The sequence below is a fragment of the Hydrogenophaga sp. H7 genome (assembly GCF_002025745.1).
GTDB lineage: Bacteria > Pseudomonadota > Gammaproteobacteria > Burkholderiales > Burkholderiaceae_C > Hydrogenophaga > Hydrogenophaga pseudoflava.
Window position 1 is genome coordinate 662,918 of the sequence record NZ_MCIC01000001.1, and the last position, 23,853, is coordinate 686,770.

At 70.9% G+C, this 23,853-nt stretch carries 22 protein-coding genes and 1 riboswitch; of the genes, 5 read left to right on the forward strand and 17 right to left on the reverse strand.

From position 1 onward, the window contains the following. The first annotated feature begins 28 nt into the window (after positions 1-28). Together BC358_RS03245 and BC358_RS03250 are read left to right on the forward strand one after the other, a co-directional pair. The gene (locus BC358_RS03245; protein ID WP_079364628.1) at positions 29-1,378 is read left to right on the forward strand and encodes a dicarboxylate/amino acid:cation symporter; all 1,350 of its coding nucleotides are present in this window, start codon (positions 29-31) and stop codon (positions 1,376-1,378) included. A gap of 152 nt (positions 1,379-1,530) precedes the next feature. Continuing rightward, a complete protein-coding gene (locus tag BC358_RS03250; protein WP_079364629.1) occupies positions 1,531-3,312 on the forward strand; it encodes a monovalent cation:proton antiporter-2 (CPA2) family protein in 1,782 nt (593 codons plus the stop codon). A gap of 22 nt (positions 3,313-3,334) precedes the next feature. Here BC358_RS03250 and BC358_RS03255 read toward each other — a convergent pair whose 3' ends face one another. The 11 genes from BC358_RS03255 to BC358_RS03305 form a co-directional block, all read right to left on the reverse strand. Next, positions 3,335-4,417 (reverse strand): TRAP transporter substrate-binding protein, encoded by a 1,083-nt coding sequence (locus tag BC358_RS03255; protein WP_079364630.1) that lies wholly within the window; start codon positions 4,415-4,417, stop codon positions 3,335-3,337. A gap of 97 nt (positions 4,418-4,514) precedes the next feature. Continuing rightward, on the reverse strand, positions 4,515-6,113 hold the full coding sequence (thiD, locus tag BC358_RS03260) for a bifunctional hydroxymethylpyrimidine kinase/phosphomethylpyrimidine kinase (protein WP_079364631.1): 1,599 nt from the start codon (positions 6,111-6,113) through the stop codon (positions 4,515-4,517). Beyond that, positions 6,110-6,889, reverse strand: a complete 780-nt coding sequence (locus BC358_RS03265) for a thiazole synthase (RefSeq protein WP_079364632.1) — start codon at positions 6,887-6,889, stop codon at positions 6,110-6,112. The genes thiD and BC358_RS03265 overlap by 4 nt, the downstream gene beginning before the upstream one ends. Before the next feature lie 2 nt (positions 6,890-6,891). After that, entirely contained in the window at positions 6,892-8,157 is a 1,266-nt protein-coding gene (bioF, locus tag BC358_RS03270) for an 8-amino-7-oxononanoate synthase (RefSeq protein WP_079364633.1), read from the reverse strand. Further along, positions 8,154-8,813 (reverse strand): dethiobiotin synthase, encoded by a 660-nt coding sequence (gene bioD, locus BC358_RS03275; RefSeq protein WP_079364634.1) that lies wholly within the window; start codon positions 8,811-8,813, stop codon positions 8,154-8,156. The genes bioF and bioD overlap by 4 nt, the downstream gene beginning before the upstream one ends. Further along, positions 8,810-10,108 carry an adenosylmethionine--8-amino-7-oxononanoate transaminase gene (locus BC358_RS03280; RefSeq protein ID WP_079364635.1) on the reverse strand — a complete coding sequence of 433 codons (1,299 nt, stop codon included), beginning with the start codon at positions 10,106-10,108 and terminating at the stop codon, positions 8,810-8,812. Before BC358_RS03280 ends, bioD begins: the two co-directional genes overlap by 4 nt. Continuing rightward, positions 10,105-10,497 (reverse strand): aspartate 1-decarboxylase, encoded by a 393-nt coding sequence (gene panD / locus BC358_RS03285; RefSeq protein ID WP_079364636.1) that lies wholly within the window; start codon positions 10,495-10,497, stop codon positions 10,105-10,107. Before panD ends, BC358_RS03280 begins: the two co-directional genes overlap by 4 nt. A 30-nt stretch (positions 10,498-10,527) precedes the next feature. After that, on the reverse strand, positions 10,528-10,725 hold the full coding sequence (gene thiS / locus BC358_RS03290; protein WP_066156248.1) for a sulfur carrier protein ThiS: 198 nt from the start codon (positions 10,723-10,725) through the stop codon (positions 10,528-10,530). After that, positions 10,719-11,861, reverse strand: coding sequence for an FAD-dependent oxidoreductase (locus BC358_RS03295; protein WP_079364638.1), 1,143 nt, complete (start codon positions 11,859-11,861; stop codon positions 10,719-10,721). The genes thiS and BC358_RS03295 overlap by 7 nt, the downstream gene beginning before the upstream one ends. Positions 11,862-11,864: 3 nt before the next feature. After that, entirely contained in the window at positions 11,865-13,757 is a 1,893-nt protein-coding gene (gene thiC / locus BC358_RS03300; RefSeq protein WP_079364639.1) for a phosphomethylpyrimidine synthase ThiC, read from the reverse strand. A 101-nt stretch (positions 13,758-13,858) separates the two neighbouring features. Further along, a riboswitch (TPP riboswitch) is annotated at positions 13,859-13,974 on the reverse strand. Positions 13,975-14,021: 47 nt separating this feature from the next. Continuing rightward, complete coding sequence (locus BC358_RS03305; RefSeq protein ID WP_079364640.1) at positions 14,022-16,649, reverse strand: cation-translocating P-type ATPase; 2,628 nt, start codon at positions 16,647-16,649, stop codon at positions 14,022-14,024. 127 nt (positions 16,650-16,776) lie between these two features. Here BC358_RS03305 and BC358_RS03310 point away from each other — a divergent pair, with 127 nt between their 5' ends. Further along, entirely contained in the window at positions 16,777-17,412 is a 636-nt protein-coding gene (locus BC358_RS03310) for a LysE family translocator (RefSeq protein WP_079364771.1), read from the forward strand. Between the two features lie 14 nt (positions 17,413-17,426). On the opposite strand, the gene BC358_RS03315 is transcribed toward BC358_RS03310, so the two are convergent. The 4 genes from BC358_RS03315 to BC358_RS03330 all read right to left on the reverse strand — a co-directional run bounded on the left by BC358_RS03315 (position 17,427) and on the right by BC358_RS03330 (position 20,421). After that, entirely contained in the window at positions 17,427-18,053 is a 627-nt protein-coding gene (locus BC358_RS03315; protein WP_079364641.1) for a DNA-3-methyladenine glycosylase I, read from the reverse strand. Then, positions 18,050-18,979: an alpha/beta fold hydrolase gene (locus BC358_RS03320; protein WP_079364642.1), complete on the reverse strand. Its 930-nt coding sequence runs from the start codon at positions 18,977-18,979 to the stop codon at positions 18,050-18,052. Before BC358_RS03320 ends, BC358_RS03315 begins: the two co-directional genes overlap by 4 nt. Further along, positions 18,976-19,434, reverse strand: coding sequence for a MarR family winged helix-turn-helix transcriptional regulator (locus tag BC358_RS03325; RefSeq protein WP_079364643.1), 459 nt, complete (start codon positions 19,432-19,434; stop codon positions 18,976-18,978). Before BC358_RS03325 ends, BC358_RS03320 begins: the two co-directional genes overlap by 4 nt. Positions 19,435-19,515: 81 nt before the next feature. Then, positions 19,516-20,421, reverse strand: coding sequence for a LysR family transcriptional regulator (locus tag BC358_RS03330; RefSeq protein ID WP_079364644.1), 906 nt, complete (start codon positions 20,419-20,421; stop codon positions 19,516-19,518). Between the two features lie 120 nt (positions 20,422-20,541). Between BC358_RS03330 and BC358_RS03335 the strand changes: the two genes are divergently transcribed. Further along, a complete protein-coding gene (locus tag BC358_RS03335; RefSeq protein ID WP_079364645.1) occupies positions 20,542-21,303 on the forward strand; it encodes an SDR family NAD(P)-dependent oxidoreductase in 762 nt (253 codons plus the stop codon). 18 nt (positions 21,304-21,321) lie between these two features. On the opposite strand, the gene BC358_RS03340 is transcribed toward BC358_RS03335, so the two are convergent. Both BC358_RS03340 and BC358_RS03345 read right to left on the reverse strand, forming a co-directional pair. Continuing rightward, positions 21,322-22,491: an AAA family ATPase gene (locus BC358_RS03340; protein ID WP_079364646.1), complete on the reverse strand. Its 1,170-nt coding sequence runs from the start codon at positions 22,489-22,491 to the stop codon at positions 21,322-21,324. Between the two features lie 58 nt (positions 22,492-22,549). Continuing rightward, positions 22,550-23,152 (reverse strand): TetR/AcrR family transcriptional regulator, encoded by a 603-nt coding sequence (locus tag BC358_RS03345; RefSeq protein ID WP_079364647.1) that lies wholly within the window; start codon positions 23,150-23,152, stop codon positions 22,550-22,552. Positions 23,153-23,255: 103 nt separating this feature from the next. Between BC358_RS03345 and BC358_RS03350 the strand changes: the two genes are divergently transcribed. Then, complete coding sequence (locus BC358_RS03350) at positions 23,256-23,843, forward strand: NAD(P)H-dependent oxidoreductase (RefSeq protein WP_079364648.1); 588 nt, start codon at positions 23,256-23,258, stop codon at positions 23,841-23,843. The last annotated feature ends 10 nt before the right edge of the window (positions 23,844-23,853 follow it).

A 23,853-nucleotide genomic window follows, 5' to 3' on the forward strand; every position in this document is an offset into this window, starting at 1 on the left:
CCCCAAAACAGCCCCACGGAGACACGCCATGGCTGCAACCGCCGAGCGCAAGCCGCTCTACAAATCCCTCTATGTCCAGGTCCTGGCCGCCGTCACCATCGGCGTGCTGCTGGGCCACTTCCACCCCGAACTGGGGGAGCAGATGAAGCCGCTGGGCGACGCCTTCATCAAGCTGATCAAGATGATCATCGCGCCCATCATCTTCTGCACCGTGGTGGTGGGCATCGCCGGCATGGAGGACATGAAGAAGGTCGGCAAGACCGGCGGCCTGGCCCTGCTGTACTTTGAAATCGTGTCCACGCTGGCGCTGGTCATCGGTCTGCTGGTGGTCAACTTCGTGCAGCCCGGCAACGGCATGCACGTGGACGCGTCCGCGCTGGACACCAAGGCGATCGCCGCCTACACCGAGCCCGGCAAGATGAAGGGCACGGTCGACTTCCTGATGGGCGTGATCCCGACCTCGGTGGTGGACGCCTTCGCCAAGGGCGACATCCTGCAGGTGCTGCTGTTCTCAGTGCTGTTCGGCTTCGCTCTGCACAAGTTCGGCGGCCGCGGCACCCTGGTGTTCGACTTCATCGAGAAGTCCTCGCACGTGCTGTTCGACATCGTCGGCATCATCATGAAGGTGGCCCCCGTCGGTGCCTTCGGCGCCATGGCCTTCACCATCGGCAAGTACGGCATCGATTCGCTGTTCTCGCTGGGCAAGCTCATGGGCACCTTCTACCTGACCTGCCTGATCTTCGTGTTCGGCGTGCTGGGCCTGATCGCGCGCCTGCACGGCTTCTCCATCGTCCGGTTCATCAAGTACATCAAGGAAGAACTGCTGATCGTGCTGGGCACCTCGTCCAGCGAATCGGTGCTGCCGCGCATGATGGAGAAGATGGAGAACCTGGGCGCCCGCAAGTCGGTGGTCGGCCTTGTGATCCCCACCGGTTATTCGTTCAACCTCGACGGCACGTCCATCTACCTGACCATGGCCGCGGTGTTCATCGCCCAGGCCACCGACACGCCCATGACCCTGGTGCAGCAGCTGACCCTGCTGGCCGTGCTGCTGCTCACCTCCAAGGGCGCGGCCGGCATCACCGGCAGCGGCTTCATCGTGCTGGCGGCCACGCTCTCGGCCGTGGGCGGCGTGCCGGTGGCCGGCCTGGCGCTGATCCTGGGCATCGACCGCTTCATGAGCGAGGCCCGCGCCCTGACCAACCTGGTGGGCAACGGCGTGGCGACCCTGGTGGTGGCCAAGTGGACCGGCGACCTGGACATGCAGCGCCTGAACGACGGCCTGGCCCACCCCACGGCCCAGGAAGCCGACGACCCCGAAGCCATCCTCGACCAGCAGGTGGCGCACATGGCGGTGGCTGCCGACGCGCCACGCTGAGCGGGGGCATGCCGGTCGACCACCCGGCCCCATGAGCTTTGCGTCACACTAGCGCGGCAGTCGACGACTGTTCCGTTCCAATCTGACGAGGAGGCGTGCCATGCACGTGGCGATGGTGGGGGTCGTTGTGGCATCTCTTGCGGGCAGGACTCATGGCGGCTGAAGCAAGTTCGGGCAGCCTGATCCAGGTGGTGAGCCTGCTGGGTGCGGCGGTGGTGGCCGTGCTCTTGTTCAAGCGACTGGGCCTGGGCTCGGTGCTGGGTTACCTGGCCGCGGGTCTGGCCATCGGTCCGTTCGGGGCCGGTTTGTTCACAGATCCGCAAAGCATCCTGCACACCGCCGAGCTCGGCGTGGTGATGTTCCTGTTCGTGATCGGGCTGGAAATGCGGCCCTCGCACCTGTGGAACCTGCGCCGCGCGATCTTCGGACTGGGCAGCCTGCAGGTGGTGGTGTGCGGTGCGCTGCTCACGCTGGTGGGGGTGGCGTCCGGCTTTTCGTGGCCGGTGTCCTTCATCAGCGCCATGGGCTTTGTGCTGACCTCCACCGCCATCGTGATGCAGCTGCTGGGCGAACGCGGCGATCTGGCGGCACCGCGCGGTCAGAAGATCGTGGCCATCCTGCTGTTCGAAGACCTGCTGATCGTGCCGCTGCTGGCGCTGGTGGCCTTCATGGCACCCCCTGTCGCCGGTGAGGTGGCGGCCTCGGCGGGCGCGCGCTGGACGGCGGTGGGCATGGCCCTGGCCGCCATCGGCGTGCTGGTGGCGGCCGGCCTGTGGCTGCTCAATCCGCTGTTCCGCGTGCTCGCCAACGCCAAGGCGCGCGAGGTCATGACCGCCGCCGCGCTGCTGGTGGTGCTGGGCTCGGCGCTGCTGATGCAACTGGGTGGTCTGTCGATGGCCATGGGCGCATTCCTGGCCGGTGTGCTGCTGTCGGAATCGACCTTCCGCCACCAGCTGGAGGCCGACATCGAGCCTTTCCGTGGCCTGCTGCTGGGGCTGTTTTTCCTGGGCGTGGGCATGTCGCTCGACCTGGCGGTGGTGGCTCAGAACTGGCCGCTCATCGTCTCGGGCGTGCTGGCGCTGATGGTGGTCAAGGCGCTGTGCATCTACAGCGTGGCGCGTCTGGCCAGAAGCTCGCACATCGACGCGCTGGACCGTGCCGTGCTGATGGCCCAGGGCGGTGAATTCGCCTTCGTGCTGTTCGCAGCGGCGCTGGCCGCCAAGGTGATCGACCCGGTGGTCAATGCCAACATGACCGCCATCGTGGTGCTGTCCATGGCGCTCACGCCGCTGACGGTGCTGCTGCACAAGCGTTTCGCCCGCCAGGCCGTGGTGTCGATGGACGGTGTGGAGGCGGTGGGCGAGCGCACCGCCAGCGTGCTCATCGTCGGGTTTGGCCGTGTCGGCCAGATCGCCAGCCAGGGTGTGCTGGCGCGCGGGGCCTCTCTGACCATCATCGACAACGACACCCAGGTGATCCGCGACGCCGAATCCTACGGCTTCAAGGTCTATTACGGCGACGGCAGCCGCCCCGACGTGCTGCATGCGGCCGGTGCGCACTCTGCCAGCGCGGTGCTGGTGTGCATCGACGACCGCGCGGCGGCCACGCACATCGCCGAGATTGCCAGGGACGCCTGCCCGCAGGCGCGCGTGCTGGTGCGGGCCTTCGACCGCGAACATGCGATCGAGCTGTCCAGGGCTGGTGCCGACTTTTTCGTGCGCGAGACGTTCGAGTCGGCCATGCTGCTGGGCCGCGAGGCGGTGATCGCCACCGGTGCGAGCGCGGAAGAGGCCGACGAGGTCATGGCCGAGGTGCGCCGCCGCGACGCCGGCCGCTTCGACCTGGAGCTGGCCGGCGGCCTGTTCGCCGGCCGGGCCCTGGTGTTGCGCAACATGGCGAACAAGGACGCCGCCCATGGCGGCGTCACAGGCTGACGGCTGAGCCGTCAGCCTGGGTTCAGAGCTTCAGGCCGGCGATGTAGCTGTCGTAGCGCCACTCGGAGAACTTGCTCCACAGCACCTGGTCGCGCTGGAAGGCGCGCATGTCCTGGTGGATCTTCTTGAACTCGGGCGACTTGGCCTCGTGCTCGGCGAACACCTCCATCGACGCCTTGTAGCCGGCGTCCATGATGGACTTGTCGAAGGCGCGCAGCTTGGTACCGGCGGCCACCAGGCGGCGCAGGGCGGCCGGGTTCTGGGCGTCGTACTTGGCGGTCATGTCGCGCGCGGCCACGGCGCCGGCGGCACGAACGATGGCCTTGTTCTCGGCCGACAGCGCGTCAAACGCCTTCTTGTTGATGAAGAACTCCAGCTCGGCGCCGCCTTCCCACCAGCCGGGGTAGTAGTAGTTCTTGGCGACCTTGTGGAAGCCGAGCTTTTCATCGTCGAACGGACCGACGAATTCGGTGGCGTCCAGCGTGCCTTTTTCCAGCGCCTGGTAAACCTCGCCCGCGGGCATGTTCTGCGCCACCACGCCCAGCTTGGTCATGGCCTCGCCGAACAGGCCGCCGCCCATGCGCATCTTCAGGCCCTTGAGGTCGGCCGCCGACTTGATCTCCTTGCGGTACCAGCCGCCCATCTGGGTGCCGGTGTTGCCCGCGCTCATGGAGGTGATGTTGTACTCGGCGTAGAACTCGTCCATCAGCTTGCGGCCGTTGCCGTGTTCCATCCAGGCGTCCATGTGGCGGGCGGTCAGGCCGAAAGGCACCGCGCAGCCGAAGGCGAAGATGGAGTTCTTGCCGGTGAAGTAGTAGGACGCAGTCTGCGCCATCTCGATGGTGCTGTTCTGCAGCGCATCGACCACGCCGAACGGCGGCACCAGCTCGCCCGCGGCGTGCACCGACACCTCGAACTTGCCACCCGAGAGGGCCTTGACGGTTTCCGAGAACTTCTCGGCCGAACCGAAGATGGTGGGCAGCGACTTGGGGAAGCTCGACGCCAGGCGCCAGCGCACGGCGGCCTGGGCGTGCACGGCAGGTGCCGCACCAGCGGCGAGCACGCCCGCGATGCCGGCGTTTTTGATCAGGGAACGACGATCCATGGTTTTCTCCGGGATGAAAAATGCCGGTGCCCCGGGGCGTCTGGCGCCCCGGTCGCCCGGCGGTTGGCAAACCCGTGAACCTTACCAGAGAGATGGGTTAACCCTTATCACCTACCGGACGCTGGCAGGGGCCGGACAGCGAGGGGTGTGGCAGGGCCGGCACCGGGTGTCGTTGTGCGGCGGCCCGCCCCTCGGCCCAGGCACTGCGCCAGGCCGGCAGGGTCTGCGATGGGTCGTCGCCCAGGCCCCGCACCACGCAGCCGCCGGCCGCGCCTGCGGCGGCCACCGCGCGCAGTTGCGCCGGATCGAGGACGCCGCCGATGCCCACCACCGGCGCCGGCGCCATGTGGGCCCACCAGGCCAGGTTGTCCAGGCCCTGGGGCCGCCAGGGCATGTCCTTGGTGGTGGTGGGCCAGACCGGGCCGCAGGCGATCAGGTCGGGCTGCAGCGCGGCGGCGCGGCACAGCTCCCAGAGGCTGTGCGAGCTCAGGCCCAGCTGCACGCCCGCCTCGCGCGCCGCCTGCAGCGCCGCGTGCTCGTCGGGGCCGAGTGCCAGCAGGTCTTCCTGCCCCAGGTGCAGGGCGCGGGCACCGGCGTGCAGCGCGGTCTGCCAGTGGTCGTTGACCACCAGCGTGACGCCGGCCGCGTCGGCCGCGCGCTGGCTGCGGACGATGGCGGCGTGCAGCTGCGTGGCCCAGGTGCGGTCGTCCAGGCCCGCCGGGCGTTTCGTGCGCAACTGGATCGTGTCCACCGTGGGCGTGGCGCTCAGCACCGACTCCACACGCTCGGCGCTGTCGACGATGGCGTAGACCCCGGGGTCGCGGCTGCGCGCTTTCGAGGGCCAGGCGGTCGGCGCCTGTGTGCCAAGCGACAGGCGGGGCAGCAGGCAGGGGTCGGTGCCGAAGCCTTCGCGGGCCACCACCGGCCCGGCGCCGCGCCCCACGGCGCGCGCGTGGCGCAGCGCGTGGGTGGTCGCCATCTTGGCCAGCACCGCGGCGTCGGCCGCCACAAAGCCGAGCGCCAGGGCGGCGGCCAGTGAGGTGGCGAACGTGCAGCCGGTGCCGTGGTGGTGCGGCGTGTCCACCCGCGGCAGCGTCAGCCAGCCGCGGGCGTGCGGCGTGTCGATCCAGTCGTGCGACAGCCCGGGCGTGGCGGCGTCGCCGCCGGTGACCACCACCGCCTGCACGCCCTGCCCACGCAGTGCCGAGGCCATGGCCGGCACAGCGCTGTCGCCGTCCGGGCCGAGCAGCAGCACCGCCTCGTGCTGGTTTGGGGTGATCGCGGTGGCGCGGGGCAGCAGCTCGTCGCGGTAGACCCGCATCAGCGCCTCGTCCACGAAACCGGCGCCGGTGCTCGCGCGCAGCACCGGGTCGATCACGAAGGCCAGCGGTGCGCGCGTGCGCAGCCGGTCCACCCAGCGCGCGACCACCCGCGCGTTGGCGGCGCTGCCCAGCAGGCCGGTCTTGATGGCGGCGGGCGGCATGTCCTCGGCCAGCGCGGCCAGCTGGGCGTCCAGCAGATCGGGCGGCACCGCGTCGATGCGGGTCACCGCGGTGGTGCTCTGCGCCGTGACGGCGGCGACCACCGGGCACAGGTGCACGCCGAAGGCATCGGCCGCGCGCTGGTCGGCCGACAGGCCGGCGCCGCCACCGCTGTCGGCGCCGGCGATGCTCCAGAGGATGGGGGGCGTGTTCATGCGATGAGGAAGGGATGTCCGGTGACGGGGGTCGAGGCCACGGCCATGTCCTGCGGCGCCATCACGCCTGCTTCGTAGGCGGTGCGTCCCGCCTCGATGGCCAGGCCGAAGGCGCGCGCCATGCGCACCGGGTCCACCGCCTGGCTCACCGCCGAGTTCAGCAGCACGGCGTCGAAGCCCAGTTCCATGGCCTGCGCGGCATGCGAGGGGGCGCCGATGCCGGCGTCCACCACCAGCGGCACGCCGGGCAGGCGCGCGCGCAGGGTGCGCAGCGCGAACGGGTTTATCAGGCCCTGGCCCGAGCCGATCGGCGCGCCCCAGGGCATCAGCAGTTCGCAGCCGGCGTCCAGCAGGCGCTGGCAGGTGACCAGGTCGTCGGTGCAATAGGGGAAGACCGCAAAGCCGTCCTTGATGAGCTGCGCCGCCGCCTCCACCGTGCCCCAGGGGTCGGGCTGCAGGGTGTGCTCATCGCCCACCACCTCCAGCTTGATCCAGCGCGTGCCGTAGAGCTCGCGCGCCATGTGGGCCAGGGTGATGGCTTCGCGCGCCGTGCGGCAGCCGGCGGTGTTGGGCAGCAGGTGGACGCCGCTGTCGACGATGCCCTGAACGAAGCCGTTGTCGCCGGCCGCGGCCAGGGTGCGCCGCAGGCCCACGGTGACGACCTGCGTACCGCTGGCGGTGATGGCTTCGCGCAGCACCTGGGGCGAGGGGTAGCCCGCGCTGCCCAGCAGGAAGCGGCTGGACAGCTCGGTGCCGTAGACGGTGAGGGTGCTCATGTTCAGGCTCCTGGCAAGGACGCTGCGGGCATGGGTGCGGGCTTGGATGCCGATGCGGGGGCGAGCCGGTCCAGCGCCTGGACCAGCCGGTGGATGTGCTCGTCGGTGTGGGCGGCCGAGAGCGCGATGCGCAGCCGCGCCGTGCCCTCGGGCACGGTGGGTGGACGGATGGCCGGCACCCAGATGCCTTGTTCGCGCAGGCCTTCCATCACGGCCAGCGCCTCGGCGTTGCCGCCGATCAGCAGCGGCTGGATCGGTGTGTCCGAGTGGCCGAGCTGCCAGCCGCTGCGCGCCAGCACCGGTTGCAGGCCCTGGCGCAGTTGCGCGATCAGGCGCCGCAGCTGCGCGCGGCGCCCGTCGCCCTGTTCGATGAGCCGCAGGCTGCTGCGCAGCGCGCAGGCCAGCAGGGCGGGCGCGGCGGTGGCGAAGATGTAGCTGCGCGTCTTCTGCAGCAGCCACTCCACCAGGTCGTCCGGCCCGGCCACGAAGGCGCCGGCCACGCCCGCGGCCTTGCCCAGCGTGGCCATGTAGAGCACGCGGCGCGAGGCACTGGCGCCGCTCAGGCCCACGGCGGCCAGGCTGCCACGCCCCTGCGGGCCGCAGACGCCGAAGCCATGCGCGTCGTCCAGCAGCAGCAGCGCGTCGTGCCGCTCGCACAGCGCGAGCAGCGCGGGGATGTCGGCCACATCGCCGTCCATGCTGAACACCGCATCGCTGATCACCAGCTTGCGCCGGGACGTGCTGGCGGCGAGCTGGGTCGCGAGGTCCGCCAGGTCGGCGTGGGCGAAGCGGTGGATGCGCGCGCGCGAGAGCCGCGCGCCGTCGATCAGGCAGGCGTGGTTGAGCGCGTCGGAAAAGATCGCGTCGCCGTCGCCCACCAGGGCCGGCACGATGCCGATGTTGGTGGCGTAGCCGGCGTAGAAGTAGAGCGCGCGCGGCAGGCCCACGAAGGCGGCCAGCTCGCGCTCCAGCGCCTCGTTGGCGGTGCTGTGGCCGCTGACCAGGGGCGAAGCGCCAGCGCCGACACCGAAGGACCTTGCGCCTTCGCAGGCCGCGTCGGCCAGGTCGGGGTGGCCGGCGAGGGCCAGGTAGTCGTTGCTGCAGAAGGCCAGCATCTCGCGCCCGTCCACGCGCAGCACGGCGCCTCCCGCGCTGTCGCCCGCGGGTTCGACCGCGCGGCGGCGCCGGCGCAGGTGGGCGGCGTCCAGGGCCGCGATGCGGGCGGGGATCTCGTCGAGCCAGGAGCTGGCGGATGGTGTGTGTGTCATGGCAGTTCGATGGGCACCGTGCGGAAGTCCGGTGCGGCGCTGTGCGCGATGTCGGCCAGCAGCGGCGCACCCAGGCGCTGGCGCAGGAAGGCGATGTTGTCGTCCGCCGCTGCCATGCCCGGGTCGATGCGGTTGGCCACCCAGCCGGCCAGCGGCAGGCCGCGCGCGCGGATGGCCTCGGCGCTCAGCAGCGCGTGGTTCAGGCAGCCCAGGCGCAGGCCCACGACCAGCAGCACCGGCAGGCCCAGGGCATGGGCCAGGTCGGCGCCGGTGTGCTCGGGCGAGAGCGGCACCAGGAAGCCGCCCGCGCCTTCCACCACCATGGCGTCGGCGTGCTGCGCCAGTTCGCGCTGGCAGGCCACCAGGTGGGGGATGTCGATGCGGGTGCCGGCGCGTTCGGCGGCGAGGTGTGGCGAGAGCGGGTCAGGCAGGCGCACCGGGTTGTCCAGCGCGGGCGGCACCCCCACGGTGGACGCGGCGCGCAGGGCGATGGCGTCCTCGCTGTCCCAGCCGTCCGGCGTCTGAACCAGGCCCGCGGCCACCGGCTTCATGCCCACCACGCGCGGGTGGCGGCGTGCCAGCGCGTGCAGCAGCGCGCAGCTCATCAAGGTCTTGCCGACGCCGGTGTCGGTGCCGGTCACGAAGTAGGCGGTCATCGGGGTTCCTCGCTGAGGGTGGCCTCCAGCGCGGCCAGTGCGCCGTGGGCCAGGTGCTGCATCGCTTCGTCGTCCAGCACATAGGGCGGCATGAAGTACAGCGTTTTGCCGATGGGTCGCAGCACCAGGCCGCGCGCCAGGGCGTGGCCCTGGTAGCGGCGCGCGAAGTCGGGCAGTGGCGTCTCGATGTCCCAGGCCCAGATCATTCCCTGGCGCCGGGCGTGCCGCACCCGCGGGTGCGCGGTCAGGGGTGCCAGCAGCGCGTCCAGCGCCTGTGCAGTGCGGCGGTTGCAGGCCAGCGCGTCTTCCTGCTTGAACAGGTCCAGCGTGGTCAGCGCGGCGCGGCAGGCCAGCGGGTTGCCGGTGTAGGAGTGCGAGTGCAGGAAGCCGCGCGCCACGTCGTCGTCGTAGAAGGCCGCGTACACCGCGTCGGTGGTCAGCACCGCCGACAGCGGCAGCGTGCCGCCGGTCAGGCCCTTGGACAGACACAGGAAGTCGGGCCGGATGCCGGCCTGCTCGTGCGCGAACAGGGTGCCGGTGCGGCCGAAGCCGGTGGCGATTTCGTCCACCACCAGGTGCACGCCGTAGCGGTCGCACAGCGCACGCGCCTGGCGCAGGTAGGCCGCGTCGTGCATGGCCATGCCGGCGGCGCACTGCACCAGCGGCTCCACGATCAGCGCGGCCGTGGTCTCGTGGTGCTGCGCCAGCCAGTCGGCCAATGCATCTGCGGCGGCGTCGGCCCCGATGCCGCGCCGGTCGGGGCTGGGCACGGTGGCGGCCAGCCGCACCAGCGGCGCGTAGGCCTCGCGGAACAGGGCGATGTCGGTCACGGCCAGCGCGCCCACGGTCTCACCGTGGTAGCCGCCGGCCAGGCCGACGAAGCGGCTCTTGGCCGGGCGCCCGCTGTTGCGCCAGAAGTGCGCGCTCATCTTGAGCGCGATCTCGGTGGCCGAGGCGCCGTCGCTGGCGTAGAAGGCGTGGCCCAGCCCGGTCAGCGCCGACAGCCGTTCCGACAGCTCCACCACCGGCGCGTGCGTGAAGCCCGCGAGCATCACGTGGTCCAGCGTGGCCATCTGGTCGGCCAGCGCGGCGCGCATGGCCGGGTGGCTGTGGCCGAACAGGTTGACCCACCAGGAGCTGACCGCGTCCAGGTAGCGGCGGCCGTCGGTGCCATACAGCCACGGCCCCCCGGCACGCGCGATGGCCACCGGCGGCAGGGCCTCGTGGCGCTTCATCTGCGTGCAGGGGTGCCACACGCTGCGCAGGCTGCGCTGCGCGAGGTCGGCGGTGTTCACTTCACCTGTTCCTGTGTCTGCACCGGCACGTGGTCGCGCGAGCCGTTGGCGCGGTTGTGCTCGTCGACAAACACCAGCTTGGGCTTGTGCGTGGCGACCTGGTCCTCGTGCACCTGTACGAAGGCCGCGATGATGAGCAGGTCGCCCGCCGAGGCGCGGCGCGCCGCCGAGCCGTTGACCGAAATCATGCCGCTGCCGCGCTCGCCCTTGATGGCGTAGGTGATGAAGCGTTCGCCGTTGTTGATGTTCCAGATGTGGATCTGTTCGTTCTCGGCGATGTTCGAGGCGTCCAGCAGGTCTTCGTCGATGGCGCAGGAGCCTTCGTAGTGCAGCTCGCACTGGGTCACGGCGACGCGGTGGATCTTGGACTTGAGCAGGGTGCGGAACATGGTGGGTGTCTCCGGGTTCGGTGAATGAGGTCAGCCGCCGACGATGGCCTGGAAGGTCAGCACGGTGTCGTTGGGCTGCAGGACGGTGGTGGCGCGTTGATCGCGCGGGACGAAGGCGCCGTTCACTGCGGTCGCGATGGTATCGGGGTCCATGCTCCGTTCGTCCAGCAGCTGGGCCAGCGTCAGGCCCTCGGGGCAGGGCAGGGTGAGGTCGTTGAAGGTCAGCATGTTGTGACGGAGGAGAAGCATTGCCGCAAGGCGTCTTCGACCAGCGCGGGCGCCAGCAGCCAGCCGTGGCGGTACAGGCCGTTGATGCGCAGCAGGCCGTCCTGGTGGTCGATGCGCGGCTCGTTGTCGGGCAGGGCTGGGCGCAGGTTGGTCTCCAGGTGCACGATGCGCGCCTCGGCCAGCTCGGGCAGCACGCTCTGGGCGGCCGCCATCAGCTCCACCGCGCTGCGCAGGCTCACCGACGAGCGGTCCTCGCTCTCGATCTCGCTGGCACCAATGACGATGTGGTCGCAGGGCCTGGGCACGATGTAGACGCGGTGGCGCGGGTGCAGCAGGCGCACCGGCCGGTGCAGCGGCACGCCGGGCGCCTGCAGCCAGACCACCTCGCCGCGCACGCCGCGCACGGGCAGCTCGGGCCGGGCACCCGTGCCGCGCACGTCGATGGCGAGGTCGAAGCGCTGCTCACTGCTGTCGTCCAGCGCGATGCGGCCCGCGCCCACCGACGCCACGGTGTGCCGCCAGCGCCAGCGCACGCGGGACGAGGCCGCGCACAGCGCGGGCAGCACCTGCAGCGGCAGGATCTGGCCCTCGCCCGGCAGCAGCCAGGCGTGCAGGCGCGGGTCGATGGCCGGTTCCAGCGCCGTCAGGGCGCCGCGGTCCAGCCGCTGCGGGGTCTGCGCGTGGCCGACCAGGTCGGGCGCCTGTGCCAGCCGCGCCAGCACGCGCTGGGCCGCGCCCAGGTCGCTGCCGTGCGCCACCAGCAGGCTGCCCAGGGTGCGCAGCTGCAGCGCCGGTTCCTCGCCGGTGCCGGGGCTGGTCGAGCAGCCGGTGCAGCTGCCGCAGGCGGCGGGCAGGGCGCCCGCACGCGGCGATCCTGCGCGGGCCAGGGCATCGGTGATCTCGCGCCACAGCGCCATGGAGCGCCAGCCCAGCGCGGCGATGGCGGGGCCGCTGTTGTCCAGCTCGGCCAGCGGGCTGAGCATGCCGGCCGCGGTGAAGGCCGCCGGCCCCTGGCCGTCGCTGCGGGCCTGCGGGCCATCGGCCGGGTCGAACACCGTCACCTCGTGGTGGGGCGACAGCCGCCAGGCGAGCAGCCGGCCCAGCAGGCCGGCGCCCGCGATACCGATGCGCGCCATGGCTCAGGCCTTGTTTTTCAATGAGTCGACGGGCACGTAGAACTCGCCGCCCACCGCCTTGAACTCTTCGCTCTTGCGCGCCATGCCATCGGCCAGGGCCTGCTCCTCGCTCAGGCCTTTGGCGGCCGCGTAGTCGCGCACGTCCTGCGTGATCTTCATGCTGCAGAACTTGGGCCCGCACATCGAGCAGAAATGGGCTTCCTTGGACGAGTCCTTGGGCAGCGTCTCGTCGTGGTAGGCCTCGGCGGTCTGCGGGTCCAGGCCGAGCGCGAACTGGTCGCGCCAGCGGAACTCGAAGCGTGCCTTGCTCATCGCGTCGTCGCGCGCGCGCTGGCCGGGGTGGCCCTTGGCCACGTCGGCGGCGTGGGCCGCGATCTTGTAGGCAATGATCCCCTGCTTGACGTCGTCGCGGTCCGGCAGGCCCAGGTGCTCCTTGGGCGTCACGTAGCAGAGCATGGCCGTGCCCATCCAGCCGATCATGGCGGCGCCGATGGCCGAGGCGATGTGGTCGTAGCCCGGCGCGATGTCGATGGTCAGCGGGCCCAGTGTGTAGAACGGCGCCTCGTGGCAGTGCTTGATCTGCTCGTCCATGTTGGCCTGGATCATGTGCATGGGCACGTGGCCGGGGCCTTCGATCATGGTTTGCACGTCGTGCTTCCAGGCGATCTGCGTCAGCTCGCCCAGGGTCTTGAGTTCGGCGAACTGCGCCTCGTCGTTGGCGTCCGCGCCCGAGCCGGGGCGCAGGCCGTCGCCCAGCGAGAAGGTCACGTCATACGCCTTCATGATTTCGCAGATCTCGTCGAAGTGCGTGTACAGGAAGTTTTCCTTGTGGTGCGTGATGCACCACTTGGCCAGGATGGAGCCACCACGGCTGACGATGCCGGTGCGACGCTTGGTGGTCAGGTGGATGAAGGGCAGGCGCACGCCGGCGTGGATGGTGAAGTAGTCGATGCCCTGTTCGGCCTGCTCGATCAGCGTGTCGCGGAAGATTTCCCAGGTGAGGTCTTCGGCCACGCCGCCCACCTTTTCCAGCGCCTGGTAGATCGGCACCGTGCCGATGGGCACGGGCGAGTTGCGCACGATCCAGTCGCGCGTGGTGTGGATGTTCTTGCCGGTGGACAGGTCCATCACCGTGTCGCCGCCCCAGCGGATGGACCACACGAGTTTTTCGACTTCTTCCTCGATGGACGAGGTGACGGCCGAGTTGCCGATGTTGGCGTTGATCTTCACTAGGAAGTTGCGGCCGATGATCATCGGCTCGACCTCGGGGTGGTTGATGTTGGCCGGGATCACCGCGCGGCCGCGCGCCACCTCGTCGCGCACGAACTCGGGCGTGATCACGTCGGGGATGCGCGCGCCCATGCCGTTGCCCTTCAGACGCGCCTCGCGCTCGGCGTCGCCGAGGTATTCCTTCATCCACTCGCGCTTGCCGTTCTCGCGGATGGCGATGTACTCCATCTCGGGCGTGACGATGCCTTTTCGCGCGTAGTGCATCTGCGTCACGTTGGCGCCGGCCTTGGCACGCAGCGGCTGGCGCTGCAGGCCAGCGGCCTCGGCACGCAGGGCTTCGATGCGCGCGTCCGCCACCTCGCCGTGTTTGCCGCCGTCGTCCAGTGCCACGCGGGCGCGGCCCTCATAGGCCTCGGTGTCGCCGCGCGCGGCCACCCACTCGCTGCGCACCGGCGCCAGGCCTCGGCGGATGTTGATGTCCGCGGCCGGGTCGGTGTAGGGGCCGGAGGTGTCGTAGACCGTGACGGTCTCGCCGTTGGTCAGCGCGATCTCGCGCATGGGCACCTGCACGCCGGGCTGTACGCCAGGCGCATAGACCTTGCGGGACTGGGGGAACGGCTCGCGCGTGAGCGTGAGCAGCTGCTGGAGCTTGTCGGGGGCGTTCATCGGGCGGTCTCCTGATTGAAAAAGCTGTTGCGAAAACGAACAGCTCCGGAGGACCGCCCGGAGGGACCATGGGTGTGGACGGATGCACCCCGTCCACGGGTCCTTCAAGGCAACGCTCTTCTTTCGCCGGTACTAGCCGGATCAAGTTCACGGGTTCGGTGTGTCACACCATCTCAGCGCCGGGCCTTGGCAGGCCCGTGCACCCCGGAGCAGGCGCGCAGTGTAGCGTGCTTCTTTGCGGGGCGCCAAATGTCCCTGCGACGGTCAGCGCTGCGCCCGCCGCCCGCGCCGGACCCGCTTGATGGCCTCGAACCAGAACACGCTCAGCAGGCCGAGTCCACCGGCCGCGGCGAGTTCGTGCCAGGGCAGCGGCGCGAAGCGCAGCACCGCCACGGCCCAGGGCACATACAGGGCGGCCAGCAGCAGCGCCAGGGCCAGCCCCACCACCACCCAGAGCGAACGGTTGGGCGTGCGCAGCGTGATCCAGAACGGCTCGGTGGCCGAACGGTTGGACAGGATCAGCGCCAGGTTGCCGATCACCAGGGTGGCGAAGGCGAAGGCGCGGGCCTCTTCCTCGGGCAGGCGCGGCGCGGCCCAGGCGAAGGCCCCCAGCACCGCCGCCAGAACGCCCATGCCCTGCAGCAGCGCCAGCCACAGGGTCACGCCGCCGAACAGCGGGGCGCTGGCATCGCGCGGAGGGCGCTGCATCAGGTCGCTCTCGGCCGGTTCGTTTTCAAACGCGACCGAGCAGGCCGGGTCGATGATGAGTTCGAGCAGCGCGATGTGCATGGGGAACAGCAGCGCCGGCCAGCCCAGCAGCACCGGCAGCAGCGCCATGCCGGCGATCGGAACGTGCACCGCCAGGATGTAGGACATGGCCTTGCGCAGGTTGTCGAAGATGCGCCGCCCCAGCCGCACCGCGCGCACGATGGCCGCGAAGTCGTCGTCCACCAGCACCAGTGAAGCCGCCTCGCGCGCCACGTCGGTGCCGCGCAGGCCCATGGCCACGCCCACGTGGGCGGCGCGCAGGGCGGGCGCGTCGTTCACACCGTCGCCCGTCATGGCCACGATGTCGCCGCGCGCCTTGAGCGCCTGCACGATGCGCAGTTTCTGTTCCGGCGCGATGCGCGCGCACACGCTGACGTGCGCCATGCGCGCCTGCAGCGCGGCATCGCTGAGCGAGGCCATCTCGTCGCCCGAGAGCACGTCGTCCGCGGTGAGCGATGTGGCCAGGCCGGCCTGCTGCGCGATGGTCAGCGCGGTGGTGGGGTAGTCGCCGGTGATCATGACCACGCGGATGCCCGCCGCACGGCACTCGGCAATCGCCGCCGGCACCTGCGGGCGCACCGGGTCGGCCAGGCCCAGCAGGCCGACGAAGCCGAAATCGAAGTCGTGTTCGTTCGCGGGCCAGTCCTCGCCCTCGAACCGGCCGCTGGCCACGGCCAGCACACGCAGGCCCTGTGCGGCCAGCCCGTCCACCACCGTGGCGATGTGCGCCCGCTGCGCCGCATCGAGGTGGCACAGGTCCATCACCGCTTCGGGGGCGCCCTTGGCGGCCACCGTCTGCGCGCCGCCGTCCGACGCCATCCACACATGCGACATGGCGCGCAGCGCCGGGCTCAGCGCATAGGTCTGCACCAGCCGCCAGTCGTGGTGCAGGTGCTCGGTGTCGGCGAGGAAGCGCGCGCCCAGCTGGTTGAAGGCCTTCTCCATCGGGTCGAAGGGCTCCACCACGCTCGCCAGGATCGAGTACTCCACCAGCGTGTGGAAGGCTTCTGGCAGGGGTGCGCTGCCCAGCGTGTCCAGCGCCAGTCGGTCCGGCAGCGCGGCGCCGCCCGCGGCCAGGTGGGTGACCGTCATGCGGTTGGCGGTCAGCGTGCCGGTCTTGTCGCTGCACAGCACCGTGGTGGCGCCCAGGGTTTCGATGGCGTTGATGCGCCGCGTGAGCACGCCTTCGCGCGACAGGCGGCGCGCGCCCAGCGCCGGGAACACGGTCATCACCACCGGGTATTCCTCGGGCAGCATCGCCATGGCCAGCGCGATGCCGGCCAGCGCGGCCTGCAGCCAGTCGCCCCGCAACAGGCCGTGCACCAGCACCAGGGTCAGGCTGAGCAGCAGCGCCAGCAGGGCCAGCCTGCGCACCAGCGCGGTGGTCTGCCGCTGCAGCGGGGATCGTTCGTTGTCCAGCGTGCCCAGCGCCAGGCCGATGCGCCCGATCTCGCTGCGCGCGCCCGTGGCCGTGACCCGGGCCAGCGCCTGCCCGCGCACTATCAGCGTGCCCGCATAGACAGAGGGCAGCTCGTCGCCGCCGGGGCGGTGGCCGGGGGTGGTGCCGTCGTGCGTGAGCGCAGCCACTTCGTCGGGCAGGGCGGCCCGTTTGGCCACGGGCACCGGCTCCCCCGTCAGCAGCGATTCGTCGGCCTGCACGCCATCCGCCGACAGCAGCAAGGCGTCGGCCGGCACGCGGTCGCCCTCGCTCAGCTGCAGCAGGTCGCCGCGCACCACGTCGCACCCCGCGATGCGCTGCGCCACGCCGTCGCGCACCACCAGCGCACGAGGGCTGGTCAGGTCGCGCAGTGCTTCGATGGCGCGCTCGGTCTTGCCCTCCTGGTACAGCGTCAGGCCCAGGGTGACGAGCACGAAGCCGAACAGGGTCAGCCCTTCCTGCAGGTCGCCAAAGCTCAGGTACAGCGTTCCGGCCGCGAGCAGCAGCAGGAACATGGGCTCTTTCGCCGTGTCCCGCGCAATCGACAGCAGGCTGCGGCGCTGACCGCCGGGCAGGGCGTTGGGGCCGTCTTCGGCCAGGCGCTGGGCGGCCGTGGCCGAGGAGAGGCCCTGGGCCGCACCGGCCAGCGTGTCCGGATCGGCGGGATGGGTGGTCGGTGAGGGCATGCCCGAGCGTAGCGCAGCAGGTCGGGGGCGCCCATCCACCGGCAGCACCTGCCTGCCAGGACCGTCACCACCGCGACTGCCGCGACAATCGTCGGCTTTGCCCGATCGCGCCACCGACCTGAACGCCATGCCCGCGCTTGCCCAAGTCCTGCCCTTCCTGCTCGCCGCCATCCTGCTCACCGCCACGCCGGGGCCGGACAACCTGATGGTGCTCAGTGTCGGCGCCTCGCGCGGGCGGCGACTGGGCATGGCGTTCGGCCTGGGCTGCGCCACCGGCTGCCTGAGCCACACGGTGCTGGCCGCGCTCGGCGTGTCGGCGGTGCTGGCCGCTTCACCGGTGGCTTTCACCGCGCTGCGCTGGCTGGGCGGGGCCTACCTGGTGTGGCTGGGCATCCACGCCCTGCACAGCCGGGGCGGCCTGGGCCTGCCGGCCGAGAGCGGCGCGCCCGCTGCCACCGACTCCGCGGCGCGGCAGTTCTTCAAGGGCATGCTGGCCAACGCCATCAACCCCAAGGTGGTGCTGTTCTTCCTGTCCTTCCTGCCGCAGTTCGTGGTGCCGGCCAACGGTGATGTGCCGCTGCAGATGGCCGTGCTGGGCCTGGTGTTCACGCTGCAGGCGGCGGTGCTGTTCGGCGCGCTGGGCTGGTTCGCAGGTGGCATCGGCCAGTGGCTGCAGCGCCGCCCGCGCGCCGGCCTGTGGCTGGACCGCGTGAGCGGCGTGGTGTTCGTGGGCCTGGGCCTGCGGATGGCGCTGTCGCGCTGAGGCGCTGAACGGCCTCAGGCGGGCCGGGCCATTGGCGGCTTGAACGTCTTGCGCGCCGCGGCCACCTTGGCACGCGCATGGCAGCCCAGTTCATGGTCGTTGACCAGGCCCATGGCCTGTATGAAGGCGTAGGCGGTGGTGGGGCCGACGAAGACCCAGCCGCGTTTCTTGAGGTCTTTGGCCATGGCGACCGAGGCCGCGTGGGTGGACGCGGTCTGTGGTGCCGCGAGCGTGGCCGGGTCGGGCTCGAAGCGCCAGAAGTAGGCGCCGAGCGAACCGAACTCCTTCACCAGCGCCTGCGCGCCGGCCGCGTTGCGGATGACGGCTTCGATCTTGCCGCGGTGGCGCACGATGCCTTCGTCCTGCAGCAGGCGCTCGACATCCGCCGGACCGAAGGCGGCGACCCGATCGAAGTCGAAGCCGAGGAAGGCGCGGCGGAAGTGTTCGCGCTTGCTGAGGATGGTGCGCCAGGACAGGCCCGACTGGAAGGCTTCGAGGCAGACCTTCTCGAACAGCCGCCGGTCGTCCGCCACGGGAAAGCCCCATTCGGCGTCGTGGTAGGCCGGGAACTCGGGGGCGCCGTTGCACCAGCGGCAGCGCGGCAGCTCGTCGGTGGCGTCGGTCTGCGGGGGGGCGGTCATGGGTGGGCCCTGGCGGCGGCACCCGACGGGGCGCCAGCGACCGCCAGTGTCTCACCGCGCACCGCCTGCGCCATCAGCGGCCACACGCTCTGGTGCGACTGCCGGAACCAGTCGAGGTGGCCGAGCTGGCGCAGGCCGTGGTCGCGCGGCCGCAGGCAGTGGGCCTGGCGCGGCGCGGCGGGCAGGGTGCGCAGGAGGTCGGCCACGGTGGCGGCGTTGGCGATGTCGTCGTCCTCGGCGTGCAGCACGGTCACGGGCGTGCGCACCTGGGCGTGGAAGTCCTGCTCGGGCCGGTGGCGCACGGCGTTGGTGGCGTAGCCGCCGCGGGCGCACCAGCGCGACCACTGCAGCGCCACGCCGGCCGGCAGGTTCTCGCCCAGGCCCAGCAGTGCGGTGGTGCCGTAGCCGGTGAGGCGGGTGCCCAGCGGCAGCACCAGCCGCATGCCGAAGTTGGCCTTCAGCCGGAAGCCGGGCCGCATGGCCTTGAACCAGCCGGTGGAGGCCGAGATGCCGACCAGCCGCGCGACGCGGTGGTGGTTGGGCAGCAGGCCGATCATCTGCCCGCCCGCGCTGTGGCCGACGATCACGGCCTGCGCGGCGCCGGTGCGCGCCAGCAGCCAGTCCAGCGCCGCCACCTGGTCCTGCTGGCCCCAGTCGGCCAGGGTGGCGCGGCAGTCTTTCAGGCGCCCGTGCAGCGAGAGGCCGATGCCCCGGTAGTCGAACACCAGCACGTCGTGGCCCTGCGTGGCCAGCCAGCGTGCGAAGCGCAGGTAGAAGTGCTGCCGCACGCCGGTGGCGGGCGAGATGAGCACCGGCAGGCCTTCCGGCGCACCGCCGCTGCGGGCGATGAAGTGGCCGTGCAGGCGCTGGCCGTCGGCGCAGGTGATGGGCACGGTGTCGTCGGTGGTCGGGTGTGGGGTGTTCATGGCGCGTCGGGCTCCTGGGCGGTCTGTTGCACGCGTTGCAGCCAGCGGGCCACGGTGGCCAGCTCGTCGGGGCTGAAGCCGGTGGTCAGCCGGCGGTTGATGCGCTGGATGGCCGAGCGCAGCAGCGGCAGCTGATCGCGCCCGGCGGGCAGCAGCCACACGCGCTGGGTGCGCGCGTCCTCAGGGCAGGTGGCGCGCTGTACCCAGCCCAGCGCCTCGGTGCGCTGCACCAGGCCGGTGGCGGCCGAGGGCGCGAGGTCCAGCGCCTGCGCGATCTCGCCCATGGTGCGGCCGTCGCTGTCCTGCAGCACGAACAGCAGACCGCCCTGCGCGGGCGAGGGTGCGTCGGCGTTGTCATGCGCCAGCCGCAGCTGTTCGGCGGCCACGAGCTGCTGCAGGCGGCGCTGCGCGGTGTTGAGCAGGAAGATGAGGCGGGGCGGTCTGGCGGGTGGCATGCGGTGTTAAATTTGTTTCGCATGCGAAATATATCTGCCCGATGACGCGGGCGCCAGCGCCGGCTGTCGCCACCGCGTCGGTCAGCCCTGCAGCCGGGGGGTGATGAGCGCCGCCAGCCAGTGCATGAACACCTGTACGCGCTGTGGCAGGTGGCGCCGGTGGGCGTAGACGATGGAGACTGGCAGGGGCGCGGCGCGCCACTTCGGCAGCACCTCCACCAGCCGCCCGGCCTGCAGGTGGGCGCGCATCCCGGCCTCCGGCACCTGGACGATGCCCAGGCCGGCCAGGGCGGCGGCCTCGTAGGCGGCGGTGGTGTTGACGGTGAGTGCGCCGTCCATGGCCAGGGTGTGCACCGTGCCGTCGGCGTCCACATGTTCAAAGCCGTCGGCCTTGTTGCCCAGTGTGGGCACGTAGTGCACCAGGCGGTGCCGGCCCAGGTCGGCCAGCTTGCGGGGCCTGCCGTGGGCCTGGAGGTAGGCGGGGCTGGCCAGGTTGACCATGCGGTAGGCGCCCAGCGGCCGGGCGATCAGGCTGGAGTCGGCCAGGTGGCCGACGCGCAGCACGCAGTCGAAGCCCTCGCGCACCAAGTCCACGCGGCGGTCCACCGACGAGAGCTCGATCTCCAGCGCCGGGTGCTCGGCCATGAAGCGCGGCAGCGCGGGAATGACCAGTTCGCGCGCCAGGGTCTGCGGCATGTCCACGCGCAGGCGCCCGCGCAGCGCGGCGGGCTCGGCCTGGAACAGGCCACGCAGCTCGTCGACGTCGGCCAGCAGGTCCAGCGCCCGTTCATAGACCACCTGACCGTCCTGCGTGAGCTGCACGCGCCGCGTGGTCCGGTGCAGCAGGCGCGTGCCCAGTTCGGCCTCGGCCTCGCGCACGGCGGCCGACACGCTGGTGCGTGGCAGGCCCAGCTGCTCGGCGGCGGCGCTGAAGCTGGCCAGTTCGGCCACGCGGGCAAAGATGCGCAGCGATTCGGTGAGGTGCATGGATCGGTTCGATTGGTCTGGATTTCTGCACAGTCTAGACAGATTGATCTGGTTTATTCATTTCATGTCGATCAATAGACTGCGGGCCCTGTACCACCCCCGCCTTGAAAGGACACCGACATGAACACCCGACCCATCGCCCTCGTCACCGGGGGCAGCCGCGGCCTCGGCCGCAACGCCGCCCTGCAGCTGGCCACCCGTGGCTTCGACCTGATCGTCACCTACCGCCAGGGCGCGGCCGACGCGCAGACCTTGGTTTCCGAGCTGCAGGTGCGCGGGGCGACCGCGGTGGCGCTGCCGCTGGACCTGGGCGACAGCAACGGTTTTGCCGCCTTCGCCGACGCGTTGCGCACCGCCCTGCGGACCCACTGGCAGCGCGAGACCTTCGACGCCCTGCTCAACAACGCCGGCAGCGGGGTGCACGCATCGTTCGCCGAAACAACCGAGGCGCAGTTCGACGAGATGCTGCGCGTGCACCTCAAGGGCAGCTTCTTCCTCACGCAAGCGCTGCTGCCGCTGATCGCCGACGGGGGCCGCATCCTCAACGTGTCCTCCGGGCTGGCGCGCTTCTCGCTGCCGGGCTATGCCGCCTACGCGGTCATGAAGGGCGGCGTCGAGGTGCTGACGCGCTACCTGGCGCTGGAGCTGGGGCCGCGCCGCATCACGGTCAACACGGTGGCACCGGGGGCGATCGAGACCGACTTCGGTGGCGGTGCGGTGCGCGACAACGCGCAGCTCAATGCCCTGATCGCCGGGCAGACCGCGCTGGGTCGCGTGGGCCGGCCGGACGACATCGGCCCGGTGATGGCGGCGCTGCTGTCGGACGGGCTGGGCTGGGTCAATGGCCAGCGCATCGAGGCCTCGGGCGGCATCCACCTCTGAAGCCCCGGCACCCCCGGTTCAGCGCGGGCCGGGGGGCGGCGCCAGCAGCGCCTGCTTCTCCTGCCAGACCTTTCGCACGAAGGGGTCGGCGATGGTGTAGACGCCGTGGCTGGGCCGGATGATGAGCTGGGCGCCGACCATCTTGTCGACGACCTTCTGCACCTGGGAGGCGTCCACCGCGCTGCCGATGCGCTCGCCGTAGAAGGTCAGCGACTCGGCACCGAACAGGCCCGAGACGCCCTGTTCGCCACCCGCGGCGATGCGCTCGAACACCGCCTTGCCGAGTTCGCCCAGGTCGTCGAAGGCCTTGAGGTCGGCGTCGGCCGCGGCGCCGGCCAGGGTGGCGCAGATGATGTGCCAGGCGGTGTCGGGGTCGGTGCCGCCCACCTGCTGCAGCTGGCGCAGCGCCTTGAGCAGCTCCTCCGGCCGGTGGCCCAGGGTCTGGAAGCCTTCCCAGGCGGCGTCCAGGCTGGGCAGGGTCAGGCCGGGCGCCGACGCGAGGCGGTCCAGCTGCCACTGCACGAAGTCCTTGCCGAGCACCTGGTAGGACGCCGAGAGCGCGCCCGCGAAGGGCTGCGCGCGCCGGCTCGTCATCTCGGCCAGCAGCGACTTGTGCGAGCCGGTGCCGATGAACAGGAAGCGACCGGGCGTGCCGGGCTTGGCGTTGACGGCGTCGCGCGCAGCCTTGAGCGCGTGCAGCAGGGCCTGGCCCTCGTCGGTGCCCAGGGTCTGCTGCACCTCGTCGATGATCAGCACCACGTTGGTCTTTGTCTTCGCGACCAGGGCCTCGAAGGCCTGGGCCAGCGTGCTGCCGCCGGGCTCGCCGATGCGGTCCAGCTCGATGTCCAGGCTGAGCCCCGCCGCGCTCAGGCGCAGGCCCCGCAGCCGCTTGAGCAGGGCCGAGCCCGGCGTCTGCAGCTGCAGCAGGGTCTGGCGCACCGCCTCGTGCACCAGGGCCGAAGGGCTCTTGGCCGGGTCGGCCCAGAGGTCCACGTAGATCACCAGCGCGCCGCGGGACTCCAGCGCGGGGATCAGGTCCTGGCGCAGGAAGGTGGTCTTGCCCACCCGGCGGATGCCCGAGAGGAACACGCCCGAGCGGGTGCTCTCGTCCAGCGGGCCGGGGTTGAGCAGCTGCTCGGCCATCTGGCCGGCGTAGAGGTCGCGGTGGAAGAGGCTGTCGGTGCTCATTGCCGGATATTAGTGGATTCGGATAATTATCTGAAACAGATAAAACAGGATGAACCACTCAGAGCGGCATCGGCGCCGGTCCTGCGCTGAAGGGGCCGAGCCAGGCCCGCAGGTAGGGCAGCAGCCGGTCCTTCATGGGCTTGTGCTGGTGCAGGGCGCAGAAGTGCAGTGCCAGGGTCTGCACCACCAGGGCCTGCAGCCCCTCGACCAGCAGCTCCACCGACACGTCGCGGCGGAAGTCGCCGGTCGCCAGCCAGGGGCCCCAGACCTGGCCCATGCGCTCGAAGGTGGTGGCGATGGGGCCGATCTCTTCCATCGCCGCGGCGCCCGAGCGGCGCAGGATCACGTCGAACACGTAACGCTCCGACGCCATCAGCTCCAGCAGCGGCATCAGGCGCCTGGCCAGCTGTTCGGCGTTGCGGGGCGGGGCGGCGGCGGACATGCGGTCGAGCTGGGCATTGATGCGCTCGCCGATGAGCAGGTCCATCAGTTCGTCCTTGTCGTTGAAGTGGGCGAAGAAGGTGCCCTTGGCCACCCCGGCGCGCTGCACGACCTCGTCGATCCGCAAGGCCTCGAAGCCTTTTTCGGTCACCAGGGCCTGGGCAACCTCGGTGAGGCGGGCCCGCGTTTCAAGGGTTCTCTGCTGGACGGCTTTGCGCATGGCGGCACTGTGCCGCAGGTGTTGACCACAGTCAAATTTAAATTGACCACGGTCAATAGTTGTGCTTGAATTTGACCATAGTCATTTTCAAAGGAGATCACCCATGACCCGCATCCTGGTTCTCGACGGCCATCCGGCGCCAGCCTCCCTCTGCCGCTCGCTCGCGCAGCGCTACGCCGACGCGGCGCGCGAGGCCGGGCACGAGCTGCGGGTCGTCCACCTGCACGACCTGGACTTCGACGCCGACTTCGGTCTGGCGGGCTACGGGACCACCAAGCCGCTGGAGCCATCGCTGCAGAAGTTCCAGGACGACCTGGCGTGGTGCGGCCACTTCGTGCTGTTCACGCCGATGTGGTGGGGCGGCCTGCCGGCCCGACTCAAGGGCCTGTTCGACCGCTCGCTGCTGCCGGGCCAGGCCTTCGACACGCGCAACCCGAGCTGGACCGGCATGCCCCGGCCGCTGCTGACGGGGCGCAGCGCGCGGGTGGTGGTGACGTCCGACACGCCGTCGCTGTTCCTGCGCCTGCTCTACCGCAACGCGCTGGTCTGGCAGCTGCGCGGGCAGATCCTGCACTTCGTCGGTTTGCGGCCCGCGCGCTTCACGCTGTTCGCGCCGGCCAGCCATGCGAAGCCGGGCCGGGTGCAGCGCTGGCTGGAGGCGGTGGGGCAGTTGGGCGCGCGCGGGGCCTGAGGCTCGGCGG

Coding starts and splice junctions, on each gene's coding strand:
- BC358_RS03245 (WP_079364628.1), top strand. CDS start 29: ATGGCTGCAACCGCCGAGCGCAAGCCGCTCTACAAATCCCTCTATGTC.
- BC358_RS03250 (WP_079364629.1), top strand. CDS start 1,531: ATGGCGGCTGAAGCAAGTTCGGGCAGCCTGATCCAGGTGGTGAGCCTG.
- BC358_RS03255 (WP_079364630.1), bottom strand. CDS start 4,417: ATGGATCGTCGTTCCCTGATCAAAAACGCCGGCATCGCGGGCGTGCTC.
- thiD (WP_079364631.1), bottom strand. CDS start 6,113: ATGAACACGCCCCCCATCCTCTGGAGCATCGCCGGCGCCGACAGCGGT.
- BC358_RS03265 (WP_079364632.1), bottom strand. CDS start 6,889: ATGAGCACCCTCACCGTCTACGGCACCGAGCTGTCCAGCCGCTTCCTG.
- bioF (WP_079364633.1), bottom strand. CDS start 8,157: ATGACACACACACCATCCGCCAGCTCCTGGCTCGACGAGATCCCCGCC.
- bioD (WP_079364634.1), bottom strand. CDS start 8,813: ATGACCGCCTACTTCGTGACCGGCACCGACACCGGCGTCGGCAAGACC.
- panD (WP_079364636.1), bottom strand. CDS start 10,497: ATGTTCCGCACCCTGCTCAAGTCCAAGATCCACCGCGTCGCCGTGACC.
- thiS (WP_066156248.1), bottom strand. CDS start 10,725: ATGCTGACCTTCAACGACCTCACCCTGCCCTGCCCCGAGGGCCTGACG.
- BC358_RS03295 (WP_079364638.1), bottom strand. CDS start 11,861: ATGGCGCGCATCGGTATCGCGGGCGCCGGCCTGCTGGGCCGGCTGCTC.
- thiC (WP_079364639.1), bottom strand. CDS start 13,757: ATGAACGCCCCCGACAAGCTCCAGCAGCTGCTCACGCTCACGCGCGAG.
- BC358_RS03305 (WP_079364640.1), bottom strand. CDS start 16,649: ATGCCCTCACCGACCACCCATCCCGCCGATCCGGACACGCTGGCCGGT.
- BC358_RS03310 (WP_079364771.1), top strand. CDS start 16,777: ATGCCCGCGCTTGCCCAAGTCCTGCCCTTCCTGCTCGCCGCCATCCTG.
- BC358_RS03315 (WP_079364641.1), bottom strand. CDS start 18,053: ATGACCGCCCCCCCGCAGACCGACGCCACCGACGAGCTGCCGCGCTGC.
- BC358_RS03320 (WP_079364642.1), bottom strand. CDS start 18,979: ATGAACACCCCACACCCGACCACCGACGACACCGTGCCCATCACCTGC.
- BC358_RS03325 (WP_079364643.1), bottom strand. CDS start 19,434: ATGCCACCCGCCAGACCGCCCCGCCTCATCTTCCTGCTCAACACCGCG.
- BC358_RS03330 (WP_079364644.1), bottom strand. CDS start 20,421: ATGCACCTCACCGAATCGCTGCGCATCTTTGCCCGCGTGGCCGAACTG.
- BC358_RS03335 (WP_079364645.1), top strand. CDS start 20,542: ATGAACACCCGACCCATCGCCCTCGTCACCGGGGGCAGCCGCGGCCTC.
- BC358_RS03340 (WP_079364646.1), bottom strand. CDS start 22,491: ATGAGCACCGACAGCCTCTTCCACCGCGACCTCTACGCCGGCCAGATG.
- BC358_RS03345 (WP_079364647.1), bottom strand. CDS start 23,152: ATGCGCAAAGCCGTCCAGCAGAGAACCCTTGAAACGCGGGCCCGCCTC.
- BC358_RS03350 (WP_079364648.1), top strand. CDS start 23,256: ATGACCCGCATCCTGGTTCTCGACGGCCATCCGGCGCCAGCCTCCCTC.